Raw genomic sequence first — 18,817 nt, 5'->3', positions numbered from 1 at the left:
CTGGTTCTTCTGGCGGGTCGGTGCGGGCAGCCGGATGTGCGAGCTTGGACCTGCGCCGAGCCGCTCTGGCCGATTCCGGGACGCTGTTCGGGGTCCGGGGACTGCCGGTGTTTCTCACCGGGGTCGCGGCGATCCTGGCAGGACGCTCCGATCCAGCAATTTGAGCACGACCAAATGGTCCTATCGACCCGTTGCATCCCGTCGTCGTCCGCGAAATAAACGCTCATCCATTGAGGAACGACTACGAGGAGGTGCGCGTGAAAAGCAGGCGCACGGCACTGCTGATCGCCTTCGGCATGGTGGTCGCGTCCGGGATCACGGCCGAGGCCGACGCCGCTGTCTGGGTCGGCGCCAGCACGGGGGCGAACGCGGCGGGTTGGTCCGGCGCGCAGAGCGACATCGGTGGCGGCAAACTGACCTACCGCCGTTCGTTCGACCCCACCCTGCGCAGCTCGGACAAGGCGAACTGGCGGGCGGCCGGTTCGCGGCACTGGTATTCGGCCAAGCCGATCAACAACGACATCCGGGGCTACATCGACGGGAAGTACGACGCCGAGCTGCGCGCGCTCGCCAAGGACCTGCCCGCCGGGACGATCTTCACCGTCTACCACGAGCCCGAGGACAACATGTCCGGCGCGACGTTCAACAAGGTGATGCGCAAGACGGTCGCCGTGGTGAAGGCTGCCAATCCGGGTGTTCAGGTGTGGTACGCCGCGATGGCCTACCAGTGGAAGACCAACTCCAAGGGCAACGTCGGCACCTCCGCCGGTTGGATCGACGCGGCGCGCGCGGCCGACGGCGTATCGCTGGACATCTACGCCAGTCCCGGCAACGCCGTCAAGATCCAGGACGACAAGGGGTTCAAGCGGTGGTGGGACCTCATCAAGGTTCCCAGCGGCAAGCCTTGGGGCATCAGCGAACGAGGCATCTCCGCCAGCCACGGCGAGGAGAAGCGGATCGCCATCCTCAAGGATGACTGGGCCTTCGCCCGGGAGCGCGGCGCGCACCATTTCCTGTATTGGCAGAACAACAACGACGGCCAATGGATGCTGACCACCGACAGCGAGAGGGCTGCGTTCCGGGCGATCGCCGCTCAGGGCCGACAGCGTTGACGACGCGCGGCCAGGCGATCCACGACAACCTGCCTGCGCTCCCCTGGTGCACCCCCGCGGATGCGGGAGTCACCTCACCCGCCTAACGTCGTGGCGTGACGAAGGTCGTGGTTGTCGGGGCGGGGTTGGCCGGTTTGAGCGCCGCGGAGGTGCTGGTCTCCGCCGGAGTGGACGTCGAGGTGTTGGAGGCCGCCGACGAGGTCGGCGGACGGGTCCGCACGGACGTGGTGGACGGGTACCGGCTGGACCGGGGGTTCCAGATCCTCTGCCCCGCGTATCCGGAAGTGCGGGCTCGGGTCGACCTGGAGGCGCTGCGGCCCAAGGCGTTCGGCTCCGGTGTCCTGGTCAGGAAGAACGGTGGTCTGCACGCCCTCACCGATCCCCGCACGGGACCGTCCGCGTGGCGGGACGTGCTCGCGCAGCGACTGCTGGGGCCGGGTGATCTTGCCGCGCTTGCCGTCCTGGCCGGGCGCGATTGGATCGCCGACGACCGCGGTTTGCTGACGGCGACCGACCGCAGCACACGAGCGGAACTCGCGCGCTGGACGTTGTCCGGCGAGGCGGTCAACGATCTGCTGCGCCCCTTCCTGGCCGGTGTCTTCCTGGAACCGGAGCTGGCCACGTCGTCACGGTTCTTCCACCTGATCTTGCGCAGTTTCGCCCGTGCCGCGCCCGTTGTGCCCGCCGCGGGCATGGTCGCGTTGCCGCGTCAGCTCGCGGCACGCCTGCCCGAGGGAACCGTGCGGTTGAAGACCCCGGTCGTGGAAGTGATGGCGGGCGGAGTCCGGTTGATGGACGGCGAGCGCGTCACCGCCGACGCCGTGGTGGTCGCCACCGACGGCAGCGTGGCCGCGACATTGCTGCCCGAACTCGCGGAACCGCGTTGGAACGCGGTCACCACGTGGTACTTCAGTGCGGCGGAACCTCCGCAGACGCGTCCGGTACTGGTGCTCGACGGCGACGGTGGTCCCGTGGTCAACACCGTTGTGCTCAGCCAGGTCGCCGACACCTACGCCCCGAAGGACCGCGCGCTCGTCGCGGCCTCGGTGCTGGGAGCAGGCAACGACGTCAGTGAGGCGACCGTGCGCGAGCACGTGGCCCGGCTGTACGATGTGGACACCCGGTCATGGGAAACCGTTGCGCGCTATGCGATCCCGCGTGCGCTTCCGGCGATGCCCGCTCCGCACCGGCTCCGCAGGCCCGTGCGCGTCGGTGCACGCCGCTACGTCGCGGGCGACCACCGCGACACCAGCTCCATCCAAGGAGCCCTGGTGTCCGGACGTCGAGCCGCCCGCGCCGTGCTCGCGGACATCACCGTGGGGATCGGTGCCGGAGCGTGAACCACCCGCTGTGGCTGTTCGGGGACCAGCTCGGAGCGCACTTCCACCACGGCGACCGCGAGGTGGTGCTCATCGAGGCGGAGAGCGCGCTGCGGCGGCGGCCCTACCACCGGCAGAAGCTGCACCTCGTGCTCTCCGGGATGCGGCACCTCGCCGCGGAACTCGGCGACCGGGCGAGGCTGCTCCGCGCCCCGACGTACCGGGCGGCGCTGGCGGAGTACGGCCGTCCGGTCGCCGTGCACGAGCCCGGATCGCACGCCGCCGAAGACCTGGTGCTGGCCCTCGAACGCGACGGGCTCGTCGCGGAGGTGCTTCCCACCCCCGGATTCGCCTTGTCCCGCAAGGACTTCGCCGACTGGGCGCAGGGGCGCGAGCGGTTCGTGCTCGAAGAGTTCTACCGCGACCAGCGCAGGCGGTTCCAGGTGCTGGTCGACGCCGGTGAACCGCTGGGCGGGCGGTGGAACTACGACGCCGACAACCGCGAGCCCCCGCCGAAGGGTGCGTCCCGGCTGCCGGTGGAACCGCCTTGGTGGCCGGAGGAGGACGAGATCGACGAACGCGTCCGCGCCGACCTCGACGCCCTCGACCTTGACACGGTCGGGCGCGACGGCCCGAGGCTGTTCCCGGTCACCGCCGCTGAGGCGGAGGCGGCGCTGGAGCACTTCCTGCGCCACCGGCTGGCCGCGTTCGGGCCGTACGAGGACGCGATCCTCAGCCGGGACTGGGCGATGGCGCACTCGTTGCTGTCGGTGCCGCTGAACCTGGGGCTGCTGCATCCCTTGGACGTCGTGCGCGCGGCCGAGCGCCGGACCGGTGAGCTGCCGTTGAGCAGCGTCGAGGGTTTCATCCGGCAGGTGCTGGGCTGGCGCGAGTACGTGTGGCACCTGTACTGGCACTTCGGCCGGGAGTACGTGCGCAACAACGCCTTCCGCGCACCCGCCCCGCTCCCGGACTGGTGGGCCGAGCTCGACCCCGACGCGGTGCGGGCCCAGTGCCTGAAGGCGGCGCTGGCGGGTGTGCGCGATCGCGGCTGGGTGCACCACATCCAGCGACTGATGGTGCTCGGCAACCACGGCCTGCAACGCGGCTACCACCCCGCCGAGCTGAGCGACTGGTTCACCACGTCCTTCGTCGACGGGTTCCCGTGGGTGATGCCGGTGAACGTGGTCGGGATGAGCCAGCACGCCGACGGCGGGTTGATGGCCACCAAGCCCTACCTGTCCGGCGGCGCCTACCTGAACCGCATGAGCGATCACTGCTCCGGTTGCTGCTACGACCCGAGGTCGCGGCTCGGGGACCGGGCGTGCCCGTTCACCGCCGGGTACTGGGCCTGGCTCCACCGCAACGCCGCCGCTGTCTCGGGCAACCACCGGATGGCCCGCGCGATCAGCGGTCTGCGACGGCTCGACGACATCGAGGCGGTCGTCGACCAGGAATCGGACCGCGAGCAGTTCTGAACGTGCGAACCGCCGCCGAGGCGACAAGGCTGTGCGCATGCGATGCCTGGTGACTGGAGCGACGGGATACCTGGGCGGGCGGCTGGTGCCCCTGCTGCTCGCGGAAGGCCACGAGGTGCGGTGCCTGGTGCGCGACCCCGGCAAGCTGCGTGACGTGCCGTGGGCCGACCGCGTCGAGGTGGTCCGCGGCGACGTGCTCGACGAGACCTCGGTGCGCGCGGCGACGGCAGGCGTCGACGTCGTGCACTACCTCGTGCATTCCCTGCACCAGAAGGACTTCGCCGCCATCGACCAGCGCGCCGCGCGGACGGTGGCCGACTGCGCGCGGGACAACGGCGTCCGGCGCCTGGTCTACCTCGGCGGGATCACCCCGGCCGGGGACGGGCTGTCCGACCACCTCGCGTCCCGGGCCGAGGTCGGCGAGATCTTCCTGCGCTCCGGCGTGCCCACCGTCGTCCTGCGCGCGGCGGTGGTCATCGGCTCCGGGTCGGCCAGCTTCGAGATGCTGCGGTACCTGACCGAGCGCCTGCCCGCGATGGTCACGCCGAAGTGGGTGCGCAACCGCGTGCAGCCGATCGCCGTGCGCGACGTGCTGCACTACCTGGTCCACGCGCTGGACCTGCCGCCCGACGTCAACCGCGCCTTCGACATCGGCGGCCCGGACGTGCTGACCTACGTGGAGATGATGCGCCGGTACGCCCGGATCGCCGGGCTGCCGAAGCGGGTGATCGTGCCGGTACCGGTGCTCAGTCCCCGGCTGTCCTCGCACTGGATCAACTGGGTCACCCCGGTGCCCGCCTCGATCGCGCGGCCGCTGGTGGACTCCCTGGTGCACGAGGTCGTCCGGACCGAGCACGACATCGACGCCCACCTGCCACCACCCCCCGGCGGGCTGACCGGCTACGAGCAGGCCGTGGAACTCGCCCTCGCCAAGATCCGCAACGGCGAGGTGGAGACCCGGTGGTCCAACGCCTCCCCCGCGGGCGCCCCGTCCGAGCCGTTGCCGAGCGACCCCGACTGGTCCGGCGGCTCGGTCTACACCGATGTGCGGGAACAGCGTTCCGGCGCCTCGCGGCAGGCGGTGTGGCGGGTGATCGAGGGTATCGGCGGTGAGAACGGGTGGTACTCCTTCCCCCTCGCGTGGGCCGTGCGCGGGTGGCTGGACCGCGCCGTGGGCGGGGTCGGGCTGCGCCGCGGCCGACGCGATCCGCGCGTGCTGCACACGGGCGAGGCGCTGGACTGGTGGCGCGTGGAGGAGATCCACCACGGCTCGCTACTACGGCTGCGCGCGGAGATGAAGGTGCCCGGTCAGGCGTGGCTGGAACTGTCGGTCGCCGACACGTCCGAGGGCTCGGTGTACCGGCAGCGCGCAGTTTTCATCCCGCGCGGGCTGCTCGGTCACCTGTACTGGTGGGCGGTCTGGCCCTTCCACGGCGTCGTGTTCGGCGGTATGGCCCGCAACATCCTCAAAGCAGCACCTGAGTAGCGCGAGCACTTCCGACCAGTGGGCAGTCGCCTCAGCCGACGAGTACCTGCGGCGCCGTCGGCGAGAACGGGCACAGCTGCGCGCTGCCCTGGTGGATCACGACGCACGTCGACTCCGGCACTTCGTGCCACGCGCCGCGCAGACTGCCGAGCGGCTCGGACACCACGAGCCGGGCGTCGTCGCACAGCTCGTGCAGCACCGGGTTGTCCGGGTACTGGTGACGCAGTGTCGAGATGTCCGTGCTGCGGAACAACGACCGCGACCGCTGGTCGCTGGAGTACCGGAACGCCCAGGTAGTGGAGCCGTCCGTGGTCGCGACCGTCATCTGGACCGGCTGCTCGACGTCGTGCTGGCGGCCGATGTGCTCGATGAACCCGACCGCGCGGGCCACCGCCGAGGGCGGGTCCTCCTCGAGGCCGAACGTGAGGGCGAGGTAGAAGAAGATCTCGGAGTCCGTTGACCCTTCGATCTCGGGGTAGAGGCTGGGATCGACCGCGAGGACGAGCGAGCGCTTCACCCGGAGGAAGTCGCCGAGGTAACCGTTGTGCATCCACAGCCACCGGCCGTGGCGGAACGGGTGGCAGTTCGTCTCCTGCACCGGGGAGCCGATGGCGGCACGGATGTGGGCGAAGACCAGGCCCGCCTTGGCCTGGACGGACAGCTCGTGCAGGTTGCGGTCGTGCCAGACCGGCTGGATGCTGTGGTACATCCCGGGGATCGGCAGGCTCCCGTACCACCCGATGCCGAACCCGTCGCCGTTCGTGGTCTCGGCGCCGAGCTGGGCGTGCTTGCCTTGCACGACCAGCGAGTTCTCCGGCTTGTAGAGCAGGTCGTTCAGGGACACCGGTGAGCCTGAGTACGCGAGCCAACGACACATATCGACCTCCAGTCACCACTTCCACGTTTCGGCACCTGGTCCGCCCGGGCATCGCCCGCACCGGGTGAGTTGCCTCGCTGGGTCGCACCTCGGGCGCGAGCCGGATCTCACCTGCTGCGGGTGAGCCGGTCCGGCCGCGCCGCGATGACGATCGGGACCGTGACAGATGCCTTCTCCGTCGGTGTGGAGGAAGAGTTCTTTCTCGCACATCCGTCGACGGCGCACCTCACGCCGGTCAGCGGTGCCGTGATCGAGGCCGGCCGGCGGATGGGCGTCCCGCTGTTCAAGGAGCTGACCACCGTCCAGGTCGAGACCAACACGTCGGTGTGCTGGAGCACCGGCGAGCTGCGTGAGGACCTCATCGGGCTGCGCTCGGCGGCCTCGGCCGCGGCGCGGCACGCCGGGGCGCGGCTGCTCGCCGCCGGGGCACCGGTTCACGACGAACCCCCCGCGCCGCTCGTCGACTCGTCTCGCTACCAGCGAATGGGCCGTGAGTTCGGGATGCTCGCCACCGACCACGGGGTGTGCGGCTGCCACGTGCACGTCGGGCTGGCCGATCGGGAGACCGCGATCCTGGTCGGCAACCACCTGCGGCCGTGGCTGCCCACGTTGCTCGCGCTGACCGCGAACTCCGCGATCTACCGCGGCCGCGACACCGGCTACGCGAGCTGGCGGACCGTGATCTGGTCGCGGTGGCCGTGCGCCGGCCCCCCGCCCTACTTCACCTCCGCCGACCACTTCGACTCCGTCGTGACGACGATGCTCGACTCCGGCGTGCTGCTGGACGACCGGTCGATCTACTGGGACATCAGGCCGTCCGTGCACCATCCGACCATCGAGGTCCGGGTCAGCGACGTCCCGTCCACAGTGGACGAGACGGTGCTGCTCGCCGCCCTGGTACGTGGTCTGGTCGCGACCGCGGTGCGCGAGCTGGACACCCGTGAGCCCGCCCCGGTCTCCGCCGAGGTGTTGCGTGCGGCGTACTGGCGGAGCGCGCACGACGGCATCCGCGGCCAAGCGCTCGACCCGGTCGGGCTGCGCCGCACCCCGTTCACCGAGCGTCTCGCCGAGCTCATCCGCCACGCAGCGGATGCGCTCGAGGAGCTGGGCGATCTCAACGAGGTCACGGCGTTGGCGAACATCGTGCTGTCTCAGGGGAACGGCGCGCTGCGGCAACGCCAGGCCTTCGCCCGGCGTGGCGAGGTCGCCGACGTGGTCGGCGACCTCGCCACGAACACCCTGCGGGGGCCTGCTTCCGCCGGGATCCGGATCACCCCGGCCGGATGATCGAGTGCGAGCGATCGGAACGGCGTGGTGTCCTGGCGTTCCACGAGAGCCGCATTCGTTGATGCGTCAAGCGCTTTGGCCGTCGCGGAGCCCCCGGAGCGGCGCCCGGCCGAGATTCTGATCACAGTAGACAGTCCGATGAGGACAGTCGGTCGTGACTGAAGGTGATCATCACCTTCGGCGCGGGTGAGCACGCGCGGACATGAGCAGGTGACGCGGGCCCGCTTCCGCCCCGCCCGGCACAACGGTGGGTGGTGGCGCACTCGGCCGTGGTCAGCCTGCCGAAGGGAAGCGTTAGTGATCTTCGCCTCAAGCAGGTGCTGGGTGGACGAGTTTTCATCGCGATCCGTTCGGCACGTATGACTTCCCCCATGATCAAGTCAGGACACCCGCCCGGCAGTGCCGAGGCGCACGTGCAGGCACTGGTCGCCGCGCGGGCAGTGGACCGCCCCGACGCCGTCGCGGTGGTGGGCGAAGGCGGCGGGTTATCGTTCGGCGAGCTCGACGCGTGGTCGAGCCGGCTGGCCGCGCACCTGCGCGAACGCGGTGTCACAAGGGAAACCCGGGTCGCGGTGTGCGTACCGCGCTCCGCCGAGTTCGTCGTCGCACTGCTGGCCGTGCTCAAGGCGGGCGGCGCCTACCTCGCGCTCGACCCCGAAGCGCCTGCCGACCGCTCCGCCGCGATGATCGCCGACGCCGGTTGCCCGGTCGGGATCGTCATCCCGCGGACGTCCGGTCGCCTCAGCGGCTGCGCCGAGGTCCCGATCGACGCCCTGCCCCGTCACGACGCCGGCGAGCCCTTCGCGGAGACCGACCCCGAGCAGGCGGCCTGCGTCTTCTACACCTCCGGTTCCACCGGGCGCCCCAAGGGCGTTGTGGTGACCCACGGCAACCTCGCCGAGTTCGTCCGCACCCCGCGCTGGGACGAGACCGGGCACCGCGTCACCGCGCTGGTGTCCGCGCTCGGCTTCGACGCCGTCACCTACGACCTCTGGCCGACGCTGGCGCGCGGCGGCACTGTCGTGATCCCCTCCGGCGACCGACTCGACACCCACGTGCTGGCCGAGCTGATCGCCCGGCACGGCGTCACCGACATGTTCCTCACCTCGGTCTGGTTCGCCCAGATCGCGGCCGACCAACCCGACTGCTTCCACGGGGTCCGCACCGTCATGGTCGGCGGCGACGTCGTCTCACCCCAGGCCATGGCCGCGGTGATGCGGGCCTGTCCGGGGCTGACCGTCTCCAACGTCTACGGACCCACCGAGTGCACCACCTTCACCACCGCGTACGACCTGGACCGCGCCCCGGAAGGCAGCGTCCCGATCGGAACCGGGCTGCCCGGTGTCGCGGTGCGCGTGCTGGACGACGACCTGGCCGAGACCGCTGACGACGAGATCGGCGAGATCTACATCAGCGGTCCGCAGGTCGCACGCGGCTATCTCGGACAGCCCGGCCTGACCGCCACGCGCTTCGTCGCCGACCCGCACGGGCCACCCGGCTCGCGGATGTACCGCACCGGCGACCTGGCTCGCAGGCGAGCCGACGGTGTTCTGGAGTTCGCCGGTCGCAACGACGACCAGGTCAAGATCCGAGGCCACCGCATCGAGCCGGGTGAGGTCGAAGCGGTCGTCGCCGCGCTGCCCGGCGTCACCCAGGCCGCGGTGCTCGTGCGCGACAAGCGGCTCATCGCCTACGTCGTCGGCGACCGCGACGACACCGGCGTGCGCCAGGACCTGAGCAGGGCGCTCCCGGAGTACATGGTCCCCTCCACGATCATCGTGCTGGACCGGTTGCCCATGACGGCCAACGGAAAACTCGACCGCGACGCCCTCCCCGAACCCGCCCGGCACACCAGCACGACCGGACGGGCGCCGAGCACCCGCGAGGAACGGGTGATCACCTCGATCGTCGCCGAGGTGCTCGGCCTGGCCGCGGTCGGGGTCGACGACGACTTCTTCCACCTCGGCGGCGACAGCATCACCGCGATGCACGTCGTCAGCAGGGCACGCCGGGAGGACGTCGCCCTCACCTCTCAGGACGTGTTCCGGCACCGCACGGCCGCCGCACTCGCCGCGACGGCGGCCAAGGCCGTCGCCCCGCAGGCGGACCTGCTGCACCAGAACGCCACCGGCCCGGTCGGCATGGCGCCGATCATGCACTGGCTGCGCGAGCAGCGCCACGGTGTCGACGAGTTCAACCACGCCGTACTACTGGAAACCCCTGCGGACGCCACCCGCGACAAGCTCGTCGCAGCTCTGCAAACCCTGCTGGACCACCACAACGCGCTGCGCATGCGAGTCCCCCGGCTCGCCGGCGGCGCCGTGTGGACGCCGCACATCGACGCACCCGGTGAGACCGACGCCGCCGACTGCCTGTCCGTTGTGGACATTCGCGGTGCCTGCGACCTCGCCGCCGTCGTCGACGCGGAGCGCGTCCGCGTGCAACGCGAGCTGGCCCCGCAGACCGGCGCGATGGTCCGCGCGGTCTGGTTCGACGCCGGGGACGCGCCCGGCCGGCTGTTGCTGGTGGTCCACCACATCGTCGTCGACGGTGTGTCGTGGCGGATCATGTTGCCCGACTTCGTGCGCGCGTACACCGGGAAGTCCCTGCCGTGGGGCGGGTCAGCGCCGTACCGGCAGTGGGTGGAGGAACTCATCGAGCGGGCGAACGACCCCGCGATGCTCGACAAGCTCACCGACTGGTGCGCGCTGCTGGACTCGCCTGTACGGCCGTGGTCCCAGCCGTTGGACCCGGCACGCGACACCATCGGCACGTCGGAAACCCTGACAGTCACGCTTCCGAACGACCTCACCCGGGCGCTGCTCACCGAGGCACCGGCACGCCTCGGCGGCACGACGGAGGAGGTCCTGCTCACCGCGCTGTCGGTCGCGGTCGCCGCATGGCGCGGCGACGGCACGCTGCTGTTCGACACCGAGAGCCACGGCCGCGGTTCGTCGGCCTTGGAGGTCTCCGGCACCGTCGGCTGGTTCACCAGCATGTTCCCGGCCAAGCTGACCAGCCGCGACACCGACCCCGCACGCATGTTCGAGGTCGTTCGCCGCGAATGGCGTTCGCTGCCCGAGGACACCTCCGGCTACGGGCTGCTGCGGCACCTCAACCCGCAGACCGCCCAGGCCCTGGCGTTCTTCCCACAGCGCCCGCTGCTGTTCAACTACCTCGGTCGCTTCAGCATGCCGGCGGAGTGCTGGCCGCTCGCGGCCGAGGCACCGCTGCTGGGGATCCACCGCGCCGACGACATGCCGTTGTCGCACCTGCTCGAAGTGAACTCCGCGGTCGACGACCGCGGCGGCGAGCCGACGTTCACCGCGACCTGGCGGTGGGCATCACGCCTGATCGACCGTGCCGCGGTTCAGGAGCTGGTCGATCACTGGACGCGGTCGCTCGAACGGCTCGCCGGTGTCCAGCCGCCCCGCGCAGGTGAGTCGTGGCCGGTCTCGCCGCTCCAGGAGGGCCTGCTGTTCCACGCCGCGCACGCGGCCGGAGCGCCGGATCCGTACGCGGTGCAGACGTTGCTCGACCTGAGTGGCCCCGTCGACGTCGATGCCCTCCGTGCCGCGTTCAACGAGCTGCTGGAGCTGCACCCCGCGTTGCGCGCGGGCTTCCACCACGACGCCGACGGCCGCGCGGTGCAGACCGTCCCGCCCACCGCGGAATTCCCGCTGCACGTGGTCGACCTGACGCACCTCCCGGCTGCCGTTCGTGCGACGGCGGCGGAGGGTGTGGTCGCGGAGGACCGCGCGCTCCAGTTCGATCTCGCCGAACCACCGCTGCTGCGCGCTGTTCTGGTCCGCACCGACGTCGAGTCGTGGCGGCTCGTCCTGAGCTACCACCACGTTCTGATGGACGGGTGGTCGATGCAGGTCATGCTCGCCGACCTCGCCGCGCTCTACCGCGGAGCCGCAGTCCCGAAGCGGCCGTCCGGGCGCGCCTACCTGGAGGATCTGCTCGGCCGCGACGCCACGAACGCGCTCGCGGCCTGGCGGGGCCTGCTGTCCGGAGTGGACGAACCGACGCTGCTCGCTCCGGTCCGCAACGGCCCCTTGGCCGAGCTGCCCGCGACCGAGGTCGTCGCGCTGTCGGAAGAGCTGACCGCGAAGCTGCGATCGCGGGCGCAGCGCGACGCCTTGTCGCTGAACACCTTGGTGCTGGGCGCGTGGGGGCTCACGCTGGCGCAGCTGACCGGCCGCACGGACGTCGTGTTCGGCACCGTGGTCGCCGACCGGCCGCCGCACCTCGACGGCGTCGAGCACATGGTCAGCCTGATGAACAACGCGGTCCCCGTGCGCATCGACACCCGAGCGCAGAAGGACTGGGCTGACCTGCTCACCGCGCTGCAAGAGCAGCGGACCGAGCTGATGGCGCACCAGCACCTCGGGCTCGCGGAGATCACCCAGCTGACCGGGTTGCGGGAGCTGTTCGACTCCGTCGTCGTCCTGGAGACCTACACCGACGCGTTCATCTCCGAACTCGGTCCCGAAGTCGCGGTCACCGCAACCCAGGTGAACAACGGCACGCACTACCCGCTGTGCCTGCTTGTCAGTCCCGGCAGGCAGATCACCGTTCGCACCCAGTACCAGCCCGGCTGGCTCAGCCCGGAGGCAGCCCGTGCGATCGGACAGCGGCTGGTGGACGTGTTGTCCGTCATGGCGGAGGGACTGGGCCGCCTGTGCGCGGCACCCGCCCTCACCGCCGTGCCGAGCCCGAACCCGGCAGAGGCAGTCGCCGCGCCCTCGGTGCTCGACCGGATTCGCGCGCAGGACTCCGCCGCCGTCGCCATTCGCGACACCGACGGTCCGGTGACCTACGGCGAGGTGGACGAGGCGTCCGACCGGATCGCGCACGTGCTGGCCGAGCGCGGCATCGGCCCGGAGTCCGTCGTGGCGCTGTGCTTGCGCCGGGGCCGCGACGCGATCACCGCGATGCTCGGCGTGCTCAAGGCGGGCGGCGCCTACCTCCACCTCGACCCGAGGCACCCGGCGGACCGGCTCGCCCGCCTCGTCGCGGACGCTCGCCCCGCGTTGCTGCTCTCGCACCGGGAATTCGCACCTGCACTGTCCGAAGTGGACACATCAGTTCCGTCGCTGCACCTGGACGGCCCCGACGTGCTCGCAGGCGCCGACGCGACCAGGCCCGAGGTCGTGGTCGACGACGCGAACCCGGCCTACGTCGTCCACACCTCCGGGACCCAGGGGGTGCCGAAGGCCGTCGTGTTCACGCTCGGCGCGTTGAACAAGCTCGTCGACTGGCACGAACAGCGGTTCCCCACCGAGCCGGGCACGGTCACCGCGCAGTTCACCTCGATGGCCTTCGACGTGGCCACGCAGGAGGTGTTCACCGCGCTGGCCGGGGGCAAAACCCTTGCCGTACCGGACGCCGACACCCGCGCGGACGCCGCCGCGTGGACGAAGTGGTTGCGCGACAACGAGGTCGCAGAGCTGTTCGCGCCGAACCCGGTCCTCGCCGCGCTGTGTGAGTTCGCCGATGGCGAACGGGAATCGCTGCCGAAGCTGCGTCACGTCGTGCAGGCGGGCGAAGCGCTCGTGCTCACCGAGCAGATGCGGGCGCTGTGCGCGGACAAGGCGCTGCACAACCACTACGGTCCCGCGGAGACGCACGTCGTCACCGCAGCTCACGTGGGCGGCGATGCGGCGGACTGGCCGCAGCGGCCGTCCATCGGAACCGCGGTTCCCGACACGCGGGTGCACCTGCTCGACACGGGACTGCTGCCCGTTCCGGACGGCGTGGTCGGCGAGATCTACCTCGGTGGCCCGCAGCTCGCACGCGGCTATCTGGGACAGCCCGGCCTGACCGCCGCTCGGTTCGTCGCCGACCCCTACGGGCCGCCGGGATCGCGGATGTACCGCACCGGCGACCTCGGCCGACGCGGTCCTGACGGGGCGATCGAGTTCATCGGCCGCAACGACGACCAGGTGAAGATCCGTGGCCACCGCATCGAGCCGGGCGAGGTCCAGGCGGCGCTGTCCGCGCTGCCCGGTGTCGTGCAGGCCGCCGTCGTCGCCCATCCCGACGGCACCGGCGGGAAGCGGCTCACCGCGTACGTGGTCTCCTCCGAGCCCGGCGACACCGCGAGCGTGCGCGAGCGGCTGAGCACCACGCTGCCGGACTTCATGCTGCCGTCCGCCGTCGTCTTCCTCGACCGCTTGCCGTTGACCACCAACGGGAAGGTCGACCGCAGGGCGCTGCCCGCGCCCCCGGCCCCGGTCGGGACGACCTCGCGCGAACCGCGCACCTACGAGGAGACCGTGATCACCAAGGCGTTCGCCGAGGTGCTCGGCGCCGAGGTCGTCGGGGTCGAGGACGACTTCTTCCACCTCGGCGGGCACTCGCTGCTGGCCGCCCGGTTGTTGCAGCGCCTGCGCGAGGAGCTCGGGCGCCCGGTCGAACTCGCCCAGGTCATGGCTCGCCCCACCCCTGCCGCGCTGGCCGCTGAACTGTCCTGAAAGGACTCCACGTGAGAAACCCGTTCGAGAACACCGAGACGCCGTACCTGGTGCTGACCAACGCCGAGGCGCAGCACAGCCTGTGGCCGGCGCACATCGCCACCCCGTCGGGCTGGACGAGGGTGCACGGCCCGGACGGTCGTGACGAGTGCACGTCCTACGTCGAGAGGAACTGGACCGATCTGCGACCGATGTCGCTGAGGCGGGCGTGATGCGCGTAGCCGTCATAGCCGCACTCCCGCAGACCGCGCCGCCGCTGGTGGACGCCGTGCGGGAACTGGGTCACGAGGTGCCCGTCGTGGTGAGCGCCCGCCGCCCGGCGGACTGGCCGGGGCACCTGCTCAGCGAGCGCGACCTGCCGGACGGTGTCGACCTCGCTGTGCCGTCCCGACCGGCCGCGATCACCACGCTGCTCACCGCCTACGCTCCGGACGTCGCGGTGAGCTACGGCTACCCGCGCAAGCTGCCTGGCGAGGCGGTGTCCGTGCCCGGCCTCGGCACGGTCAACTGCCACCCGTCGGCGTTGCCGCACTACCGCGGACCGAACCCGGTCGGGTGGGCGGTGCGCAACGGCGAGAAGTCCATCGGCGTCACCTGGCACCGCATGGACGCCGAACTCGACACCGGCGCGATCCTGGAACAGACCAGGATTCCGCTCAGCGACGAGGACTGGTCCTTCAGCGGCATCAACACTCGCGTCCTCGGCGCGGCCGTGCCACTGCTGCCCTCAGTGCTCGCCAAGCTCACCGCGGGCGACGCCGGTCAGCCTCAGGACGCCCACGACACCCCGTGGGCAGGCTTGTTCGGCGCCGACTACGCCGAGATCGACCTGAGCGGTCCGGCGCGTGCCGTGCACGACCAGGTGCGCGCGTGGAACATCATGGGCCACAACCCCCGCGTCACCGGACCGGTCGTCATCCTCGACGGTGCGCGGTGGAAGGTCCGCCGCACCAGCCTCACCCAGCCGCCCGCGGGCGTGGGCAGGCTCGTGCGGTGCGGTGACGGACCGCTGTGGATCACCGCGGCCGACCGCCTGGCCTGATCGAGACCGTGCCGCACCACCGCCAACCGGTGGTGCGGCACGCCGCCGCGCACCACCGCTGAGCGCCGCCGGATCGGCCTCGGGCGACAAGGAAGCTCCACCGAGAACGAGAAGGCGCACGACACCACCGTGGCGGTCCGCAGGGCTCAGGGCCGCACGGTTCTCCTCCGGTGGGCACAGGGTTTCACCGGCAAGGACACCGCCTCATCCGCGAAGGTCGCCGCCCGCTCGCGCTTCGGCGGAGATGATCCTGTCGAGGTTGGCGCGGGTGGCCTCCAGTTCCCCGATGGCCTCGCCGATCTTCTCCCGGTGCTCCACCAGCGCGTCGACCAGCTCCGGGCACAGCGGCGCCAGCCGGCCGTCATCGTCGAGCATGCACGGAAGCACCTGCGTGATCTGAGCGGTGCTCAGCCCGGCGGCGAGCAGGATGCGGATGCGCCGCACCGCCGCGACGTCGGCGTCGCCGTACACGCGGTAACCGCTCGGCCGCCGTTCAGGGCGCAGCAGACCCTGTTCCTCGTAGTAGCGCAACGCGCGCTCGGTGATGCCCGTGCGCCGCGCCAGCTCCCCGATCCTCATCCCCGGCTCCACGCTCTCTTCAGGCGTGACTCTCACGTCGACGTGAAGGTTTAGCGTAGCCGCCATGACACCCGTGACCGTCCTCGGACTGGGCCCGATGGGCCGCGCGATCGCGACCGCCCTCGCCGCCGCGGACCACCCCACCACCGTGTGGAACCGCACGCCCGGCAAGGGAAACGACCTCGACGCCACGATCGCGGGCAGCGCCGCCGAGGCGATCTCCGCCAGTCCGCTCGTCGTGGTGTGCGTGATGAACTACGAGGCCGTGCGAGCGGTCCTCGACGCCGACGCGCTCAAGGGCCGCACCCTGCTCAACCTCACCGGCGGTTCGCCCCAGCAGGCCCGCGAGATGGCCGAGTGGGCGGCGGAACACGGCATCGACTACCTCGACGGCGTGATCCTGAACGGCGTCGTCGGCGGGCCCGACGCGGCACTGCTCTACAGCGGGCCCAGCGAGGTCTACCGAGCCCACCAGCCCACCCTGGCCGCTCTCGGCGAGAACGGGACCTACGTCGGCGAGGACCCCGGGCGCTCCGCCGGCTTCAACATGTCGCTGCTGGACCTGTTCTGGACGTCGATGTTCGGGGTCGTGCACGCCTTCCGGCTGGCCGCCGCGGAGAACATCAGCCCGGCCGAGGTCACCGGGTACGCGAAGGCGATGGCGGGCATGCTCCCCGAGCTGATCGACCTCGTCGCCGAGCACGTGGCCGCTGACAGCTTCCCCGGGGACGCCTCCACCCTCACTTCCGCGGCAGCGATCCTGGACGACCTGCTGGACACCGTGCGGGCCGACAACCTCGACGACGGCGTTCTCAGCGCCGGGCGGGCGACTGTGCAACGGGCGATCGAGGCCGGGTACGGGCAGGAGGGGTTCTCCCGCCTCGCCGTGCTCTGGGCGTGACCGCTCGCCGTCCTCACGCGTGACGCGCGGTTCGCTCACGCACGGGCGGGGTGGACCCGGGAGAGGAATCGGCGCATAAGGGCGGCGATCTCGTCGAGATGGGTCTCCAGCGCCCAGTGACCGGCATCGAGCAGGTGCAGCTCGGCGTCGGGCAGGTCCCGCAGGTACGCCCGTGCGGCGCCCTCGGGCATGTAGCCGTCGTGCGGTCCCCACACGATGAGCGTCGGCGGTCGGTGCTGCCTGAGGTACTCCTGCTGCCGCGCGAACCAGCGCACGGTGTTGCGCTGGTCGGCCAGCAACGTGACCAAGTTCTCGCGCCGCGACGGCGAGGACATCAATGCCCAGTGCAGACGCCACAGATCGGGCGGAACGCGCTCGACGAGCCGGTCGGGGATCTCGCCGACGAACTCGTCGCGGAAGCCCTCCTCGCTGACGGCGTCCCCGAGCTTCTCGCGGCCCTCCGGCGTCGGGTTCGCCCAGTACTCCTTGAGCGGCGCGTACTTGGGGCCGTGCTGGTCCTCGTAGATGTCACCGTTCTGGATGACCAGCCCCGCGACCCGGCCGGGGTCGGACATGGCCAGCCGCAGACCGATCTGGGAGCCGTAGTCGTGGAGGTAGATCACGTACCGGGTCAGCCCGAGCCGCCGCACGAAGCGCTGGAGGAACTGCGCGTAGGCGTCGAAGGTGTAGGCGAAGTCGGCCGGATCCGGTGTGCCGCTGTAGCCGAAGCCAGGATAGTCGGGGGCGACGAGCCGCCACCGGTCACCGAGTGCCGGCATGAGGTTGCGGAACTGGTAGGAGGAACACGGATAACCGTGGGGCAGAACGACAACGGGCGCGTCGGGCGGCCCGGCCTCGCGGTAGAAGATCGGCGTTCCATCCAACTCCACGGTCCTGTGCACGACCGATGCCACCACGGATTCCCCTTTCTCGCAGTCGATTCGTCGACGTACCCCGTCCGCTGCCGCGGTAACCACTTCAGCCGAGGCTGAACTCCTTGCGGGCGCGGGCGAAGTCGTCCTCGCCCGGGAGAGCGTGCCGTAATCTCCGCGTATGCCAACCTTCCTCGAACTCCAGGACGACGCGGCACTGCTCTCCTTCGAGCACCAGCAGCACCTGTCGGCACGCGTCGGCGAGCACTCCTGGAAGGTGAACCTGGCCGAGCACCGGTTCGAGTTCGTCGGCGACACCCCGCTCGTCTGCGAGACCGTGGACCTCCTCGGCAGCGCCGCGCCCGGTCCGCGCACGTGGCTGTGGAGCTGGGCCAACCCGTTCGGCTACAGCTCCGAAGTTCTCGGGCTGGCCTTGCGCGCCAAGGAGTTCGGCGAGCGCCACGGCATCCCGGAGCTGGCGACCGCCGAGGTCCCCTTCGACGCGCTGCCGGGCTCCCCCACCGAGCCCGCGCACGTCGCCTCGCTGATGGTGGAGGCCACCAAGGCCGCAACCGGGCGCTGGTCGGGCTACCAGGGGCCCACCGGCGGGGGCACGCGTGCCGGGTTCCTGGTGGGGCACCCGGACCTGCTGCTGCCCGAGCCCGACTTGGCGGGCACGACGCGCCTCCTCCAGCAGGGGGTCGTGGAGTTGCGCCTGTACGACCACCGCCGCGCCTTCCACTCCTACGCCGTGAACCGCGGCCTCGGCGTGGAGTCGGCCGGATCCACGTTGGTGCTCAAGGGAACCGGCTTCGAGATCGCGGTCGAGTTCACCGCCGACAACCTCATGTCGCGGATGTCGGCCACGCGCGGCTGAGCCCATCCGCTGCGCCGACGAGTGCGCTCGTGCTCGAACGCGGGCCAGAAGTCCTGGCCCGCGCACGCAGCACGTACGCGTCCAGCGACAGCGAATGGCTGCCAGTGACCTCGAAGCCCGCTTTGGTCAACAGTGCGCAGTACTGGGAGGCGGTGCGTTCACGGCCGCCGACGTTGCACAGCATGTGGACGTCCCACGGCACGGCAAGGGAATCCGTGTCCGCGGTCTCCGGGAACGGGCGTTCGATGACCAGTAGCTCGGCGTGCTCGGGCATGTTCGCCGCGCAGGTGGCGAGAATCGCGTGGCACTGCGCGTCGTCCCAGTCGTGCGGGATACGCAACAGCAGGTAGACGTCCCCGTTGGCGGGCACGGACTCGGTGAAGTCGCCGGGGACCAGAGTGCAGCGGTCGGCCACGGCGGCCAGGTTCGGCTGAGACGGCGTTCTCAGTGCCGGGCGGGCGACCGTGCACCGGGCGATCGGGGTGAGAGGTGCTCATGGGATTCG

Annotated in this window: 14 protein-coding genes; 10 read left to right on the top strand and 4 right to left on the bottom strand. The window is 70.9% G+C overall.

What is annotated here, in order from left to right:
• Positions 1 to 191 precede the first annotated feature (191 nt).
• From BLT28_RS05620 to BLT28_RS05605, 4 genes are all read left to right on the top strand, one after another.
• Complete coding sequence (locus tag BLT28_RS05620) at positions 192 to 1,112, top strand: hypothetical protein (RefSeq protein WP_156051550.1); 921 nt, start codon at positions 192 to 194, stop codon at positions 1,110 to 1,112.
• 95 nt (positions 1,113 to 1,207) lie between these two features.
• On the top strand, positions 1,208 to 2,452 hold the full coding sequence (locus tag BLT28_RS05615) for an NAD(P)/FAD-dependent oxidoreductase (protein WP_030432374.1): 1,245 nt from the start codon (positions 1,208 to 1,210) through the stop codon (positions 2,450 to 2,452).
• Positions 2,449 to 3,909 (top strand): cryptochrome/photolyase family protein, encoded by a 1,461-nt coding sequence (locus BLT28_RS05610; protein ID WP_030432373.1) that lies wholly within the window; start codon positions 2,449 to 2,451, stop codon positions 3,907 to 3,909. The genes BLT28_RS05615 and BLT28_RS05610 overlap by 4 nt, the downstream gene beginning before the upstream one ends.
• 37 nt (positions 3,910 to 3,946) lie before the next feature.
• Entirely contained in the window at positions 3,947 to 5,395 is a 1,449-nt protein-coding gene (locus BLT28_RS05605) for an SDR family oxidoreductase (protein WP_030432372.1), read from the top strand.
• A 31-nt stretch (positions 5,396 to 5,426) separates the two neighbouring features.
• Here BLT28_RS05605 and BLT28_RS05600 read toward each other — a convergent pair whose 3' ends face one another.
• On the bottom strand, positions 5,427 to 6,239 hold the full coding sequence (locus BLT28_RS05600) for a class II glutamine amidotransferase (RefSeq protein WP_197683977.1): 813 nt from the start codon (positions 6,237 to 6,239) through the stop codon (positions 5,427 to 5,429).
• 192 nt (positions 6,240 to 6,431) lie between these two features.
• Between BLT28_RS05600 and BLT28_RS05595 the strand changes: the two genes are divergently transcribed.
• The 4 genes from BLT28_RS05595 to BLT28_RS05580 all read left to right on the top strand — a co-directional run bounded on the left by BLT28_RS05595 (position 6,432) and on the right by BLT28_RS05580 (position 15,083).
• On the top strand, positions 6,432 to 7,559 hold the full coding sequence (locus BLT28_RS05595) for a carboxylate-amine ligase (protein WP_231950638.1): 1,128 nt from the start codon (positions 6,432 to 6,434) through the stop codon (positions 7,557 to 7,559).
• 371 nt (positions 7,560 to 7,930) lie between these two features.
• Positions 7,931 to 14,041 (top strand): non-ribosomal peptide synthetase, encoded by a 6,111-nt coding sequence (locus BLT28_RS05590; RefSeq protein ID WP_162184913.1) that lies wholly within the window; start codon positions 7,931 to 7,933, stop codon positions 14,039 to 14,041.
• Positions 14,042 to 14,052: 11 nt separating this feature from the next.
• Positions 14,053 to 14,253 carry an MbtH family protein gene (locus BLT28_RS05585; RefSeq protein WP_030432368.1) on the top strand — a complete coding sequence of 67 codons (201 nt, stop codon included), beginning with the start codon at positions 14,053 to 14,055 and terminating at the stop codon, positions 14,251 to 14,253.
• A complete protein-coding gene (locus BLT28_RS05580) occupies positions 14,253 to 15,083 on the top strand; it encodes a methionyl-tRNA formyltransferase (RefSeq protein ID WP_156051548.1) in 831 nt (276 codons plus the stop codon). Before BLT28_RS05585 ends, BLT28_RS05580 begins: the two co-directional genes overlap by 1 nt.
• Before the next feature lie 204 nt (positions 15,084 to 15,287).
• Here BLT28_RS05580 and BLT28_RS05575 read toward each other — a convergent pair whose 3' ends face one another.
• Positions 15,288 to 15,662 (bottom strand): MerR family transcriptional regulator, encoded by a 375-nt coding sequence (locus BLT28_RS05575; protein ID WP_030432366.1) that lies wholly within the window; start codon positions 15,660 to 15,662, stop codon positions 15,288 to 15,290.
• 64 nt (positions 15,663 to 15,726) lie between these two features.
• On the opposite strand from BLT28_RS05575, the gene BLT28_RS05570 reads away from it, so the two are divergent.
• Positions 15,727 to 16,563 (top strand): NAD(P)-dependent oxidoreductase, encoded by an 837-nt coding sequence (locus tag BLT28_RS05570; protein ID WP_030432365.1) that lies wholly within the window; start codon positions 15,727 to 15,729, stop codon positions 16,561 to 16,563.
• 35 nt (positions 16,564 to 16,598) lie between these two features.
• Here BLT28_RS05570 and BLT28_RS05565 read toward each other — a convergent pair whose 3' ends face one another.
• Complete coding sequence (locus BLT28_RS05565) at positions 16,599 to 17,480, bottom strand: alpha/beta fold hydrolase (protein WP_030432364.1); 882 nt, start codon at positions 17,478 to 17,480, stop codon at positions 16,599 to 16,601.
• A gap of 136 nt (positions 17,481 to 17,616) precedes the next feature.
• Between BLT28_RS05565 and BLT28_RS05560 the strand changes: the two genes are divergently transcribed.
• Positions 17,617 to 18,312: a DUF6882 domain-containing protein gene (locus tag BLT28_RS05560; RefSeq protein ID WP_030432363.1), complete on the top strand. Its 696-nt coding sequence runs from the start codon at positions 17,617 to 17,619 to the stop codon at positions 18,310 to 18,312.
• Here BLT28_RS05560 and BLT28_RS05555 read toward each other — a convergent pair.
• Positions 18,281 to 18,727, bottom strand: a complete 447-nt coding sequence (locus BLT28_RS05555) for a methyltransferase (protein ID WP_030432362.1) — start codon at positions 18,725 to 18,727, stop codon at positions 18,281 to 18,283. The genes BLT28_RS05560 and BLT28_RS05555 overlap by 32 nt on opposite strands.
• Positions 18,728 to 18,817 lie beyond the last annotated feature (90 nt).

The sequence above is a fragment of the Allokutzneria albata genome (genome assembly GCF_900103775.1).
GTDB lineage: Bacteria > Actinomycetota > Actinomycetes > Mycobacteriales > Pseudonocardiaceae > Allokutzneria > Allokutzneria albata.
The sequence above is the reverse complement of the archived record's forward strand: the minus strand, read 5'-3'. Positions and strand labels throughout refer to the sequence as shown.

Excerpts from the sequence above, each read along its gene's own strand:
- BLT28_RS05575 (WP_030432366.1), bottom strand. The coding sequence starts at position 15,662 with ATGAGGATCGGGGAGCTGGCGCGGCGCACGGGCATCACCGAGCGCGCG.
- BLT28_RS05580 (WP_156051548.1), top strand. The coding sequence starts at position 14,253 with ATGCGCGTAGCCGTCATAGCCGCACTCCCGCAGACCGCGCCGCCGCTG.
- BLT28_RS05570 (WP_030432365.1), top strand. The coding sequence starts at position 15,727 with ATGACACCCGTGACCGTCCTCGGACTGGGCCCGATGGGCCGCGCGATC.
- BLT28_RS05560 (WP_030432363.1), top strand. The coding sequence starts at position 17,617 with ATGCCAACCTTCCTCGAACTCCAGGACGACGCGGCACTGCTCTCCTTC.
- BLT28_RS05590 (WP_162184913.1), top strand. The coding sequence starts at position 7,931 with ATGATCAAGTCAGGACACCCGCCCGGCAGTGCCGAGGCGCACGTGCAG.
- BLT28_RS05605 (WP_030432372.1), top strand. The coding sequence starts at position 3,947 with ATGCGATGCCTGGTGACTGGAGCGACGGGATACCTGGGCGGGCGGCTG.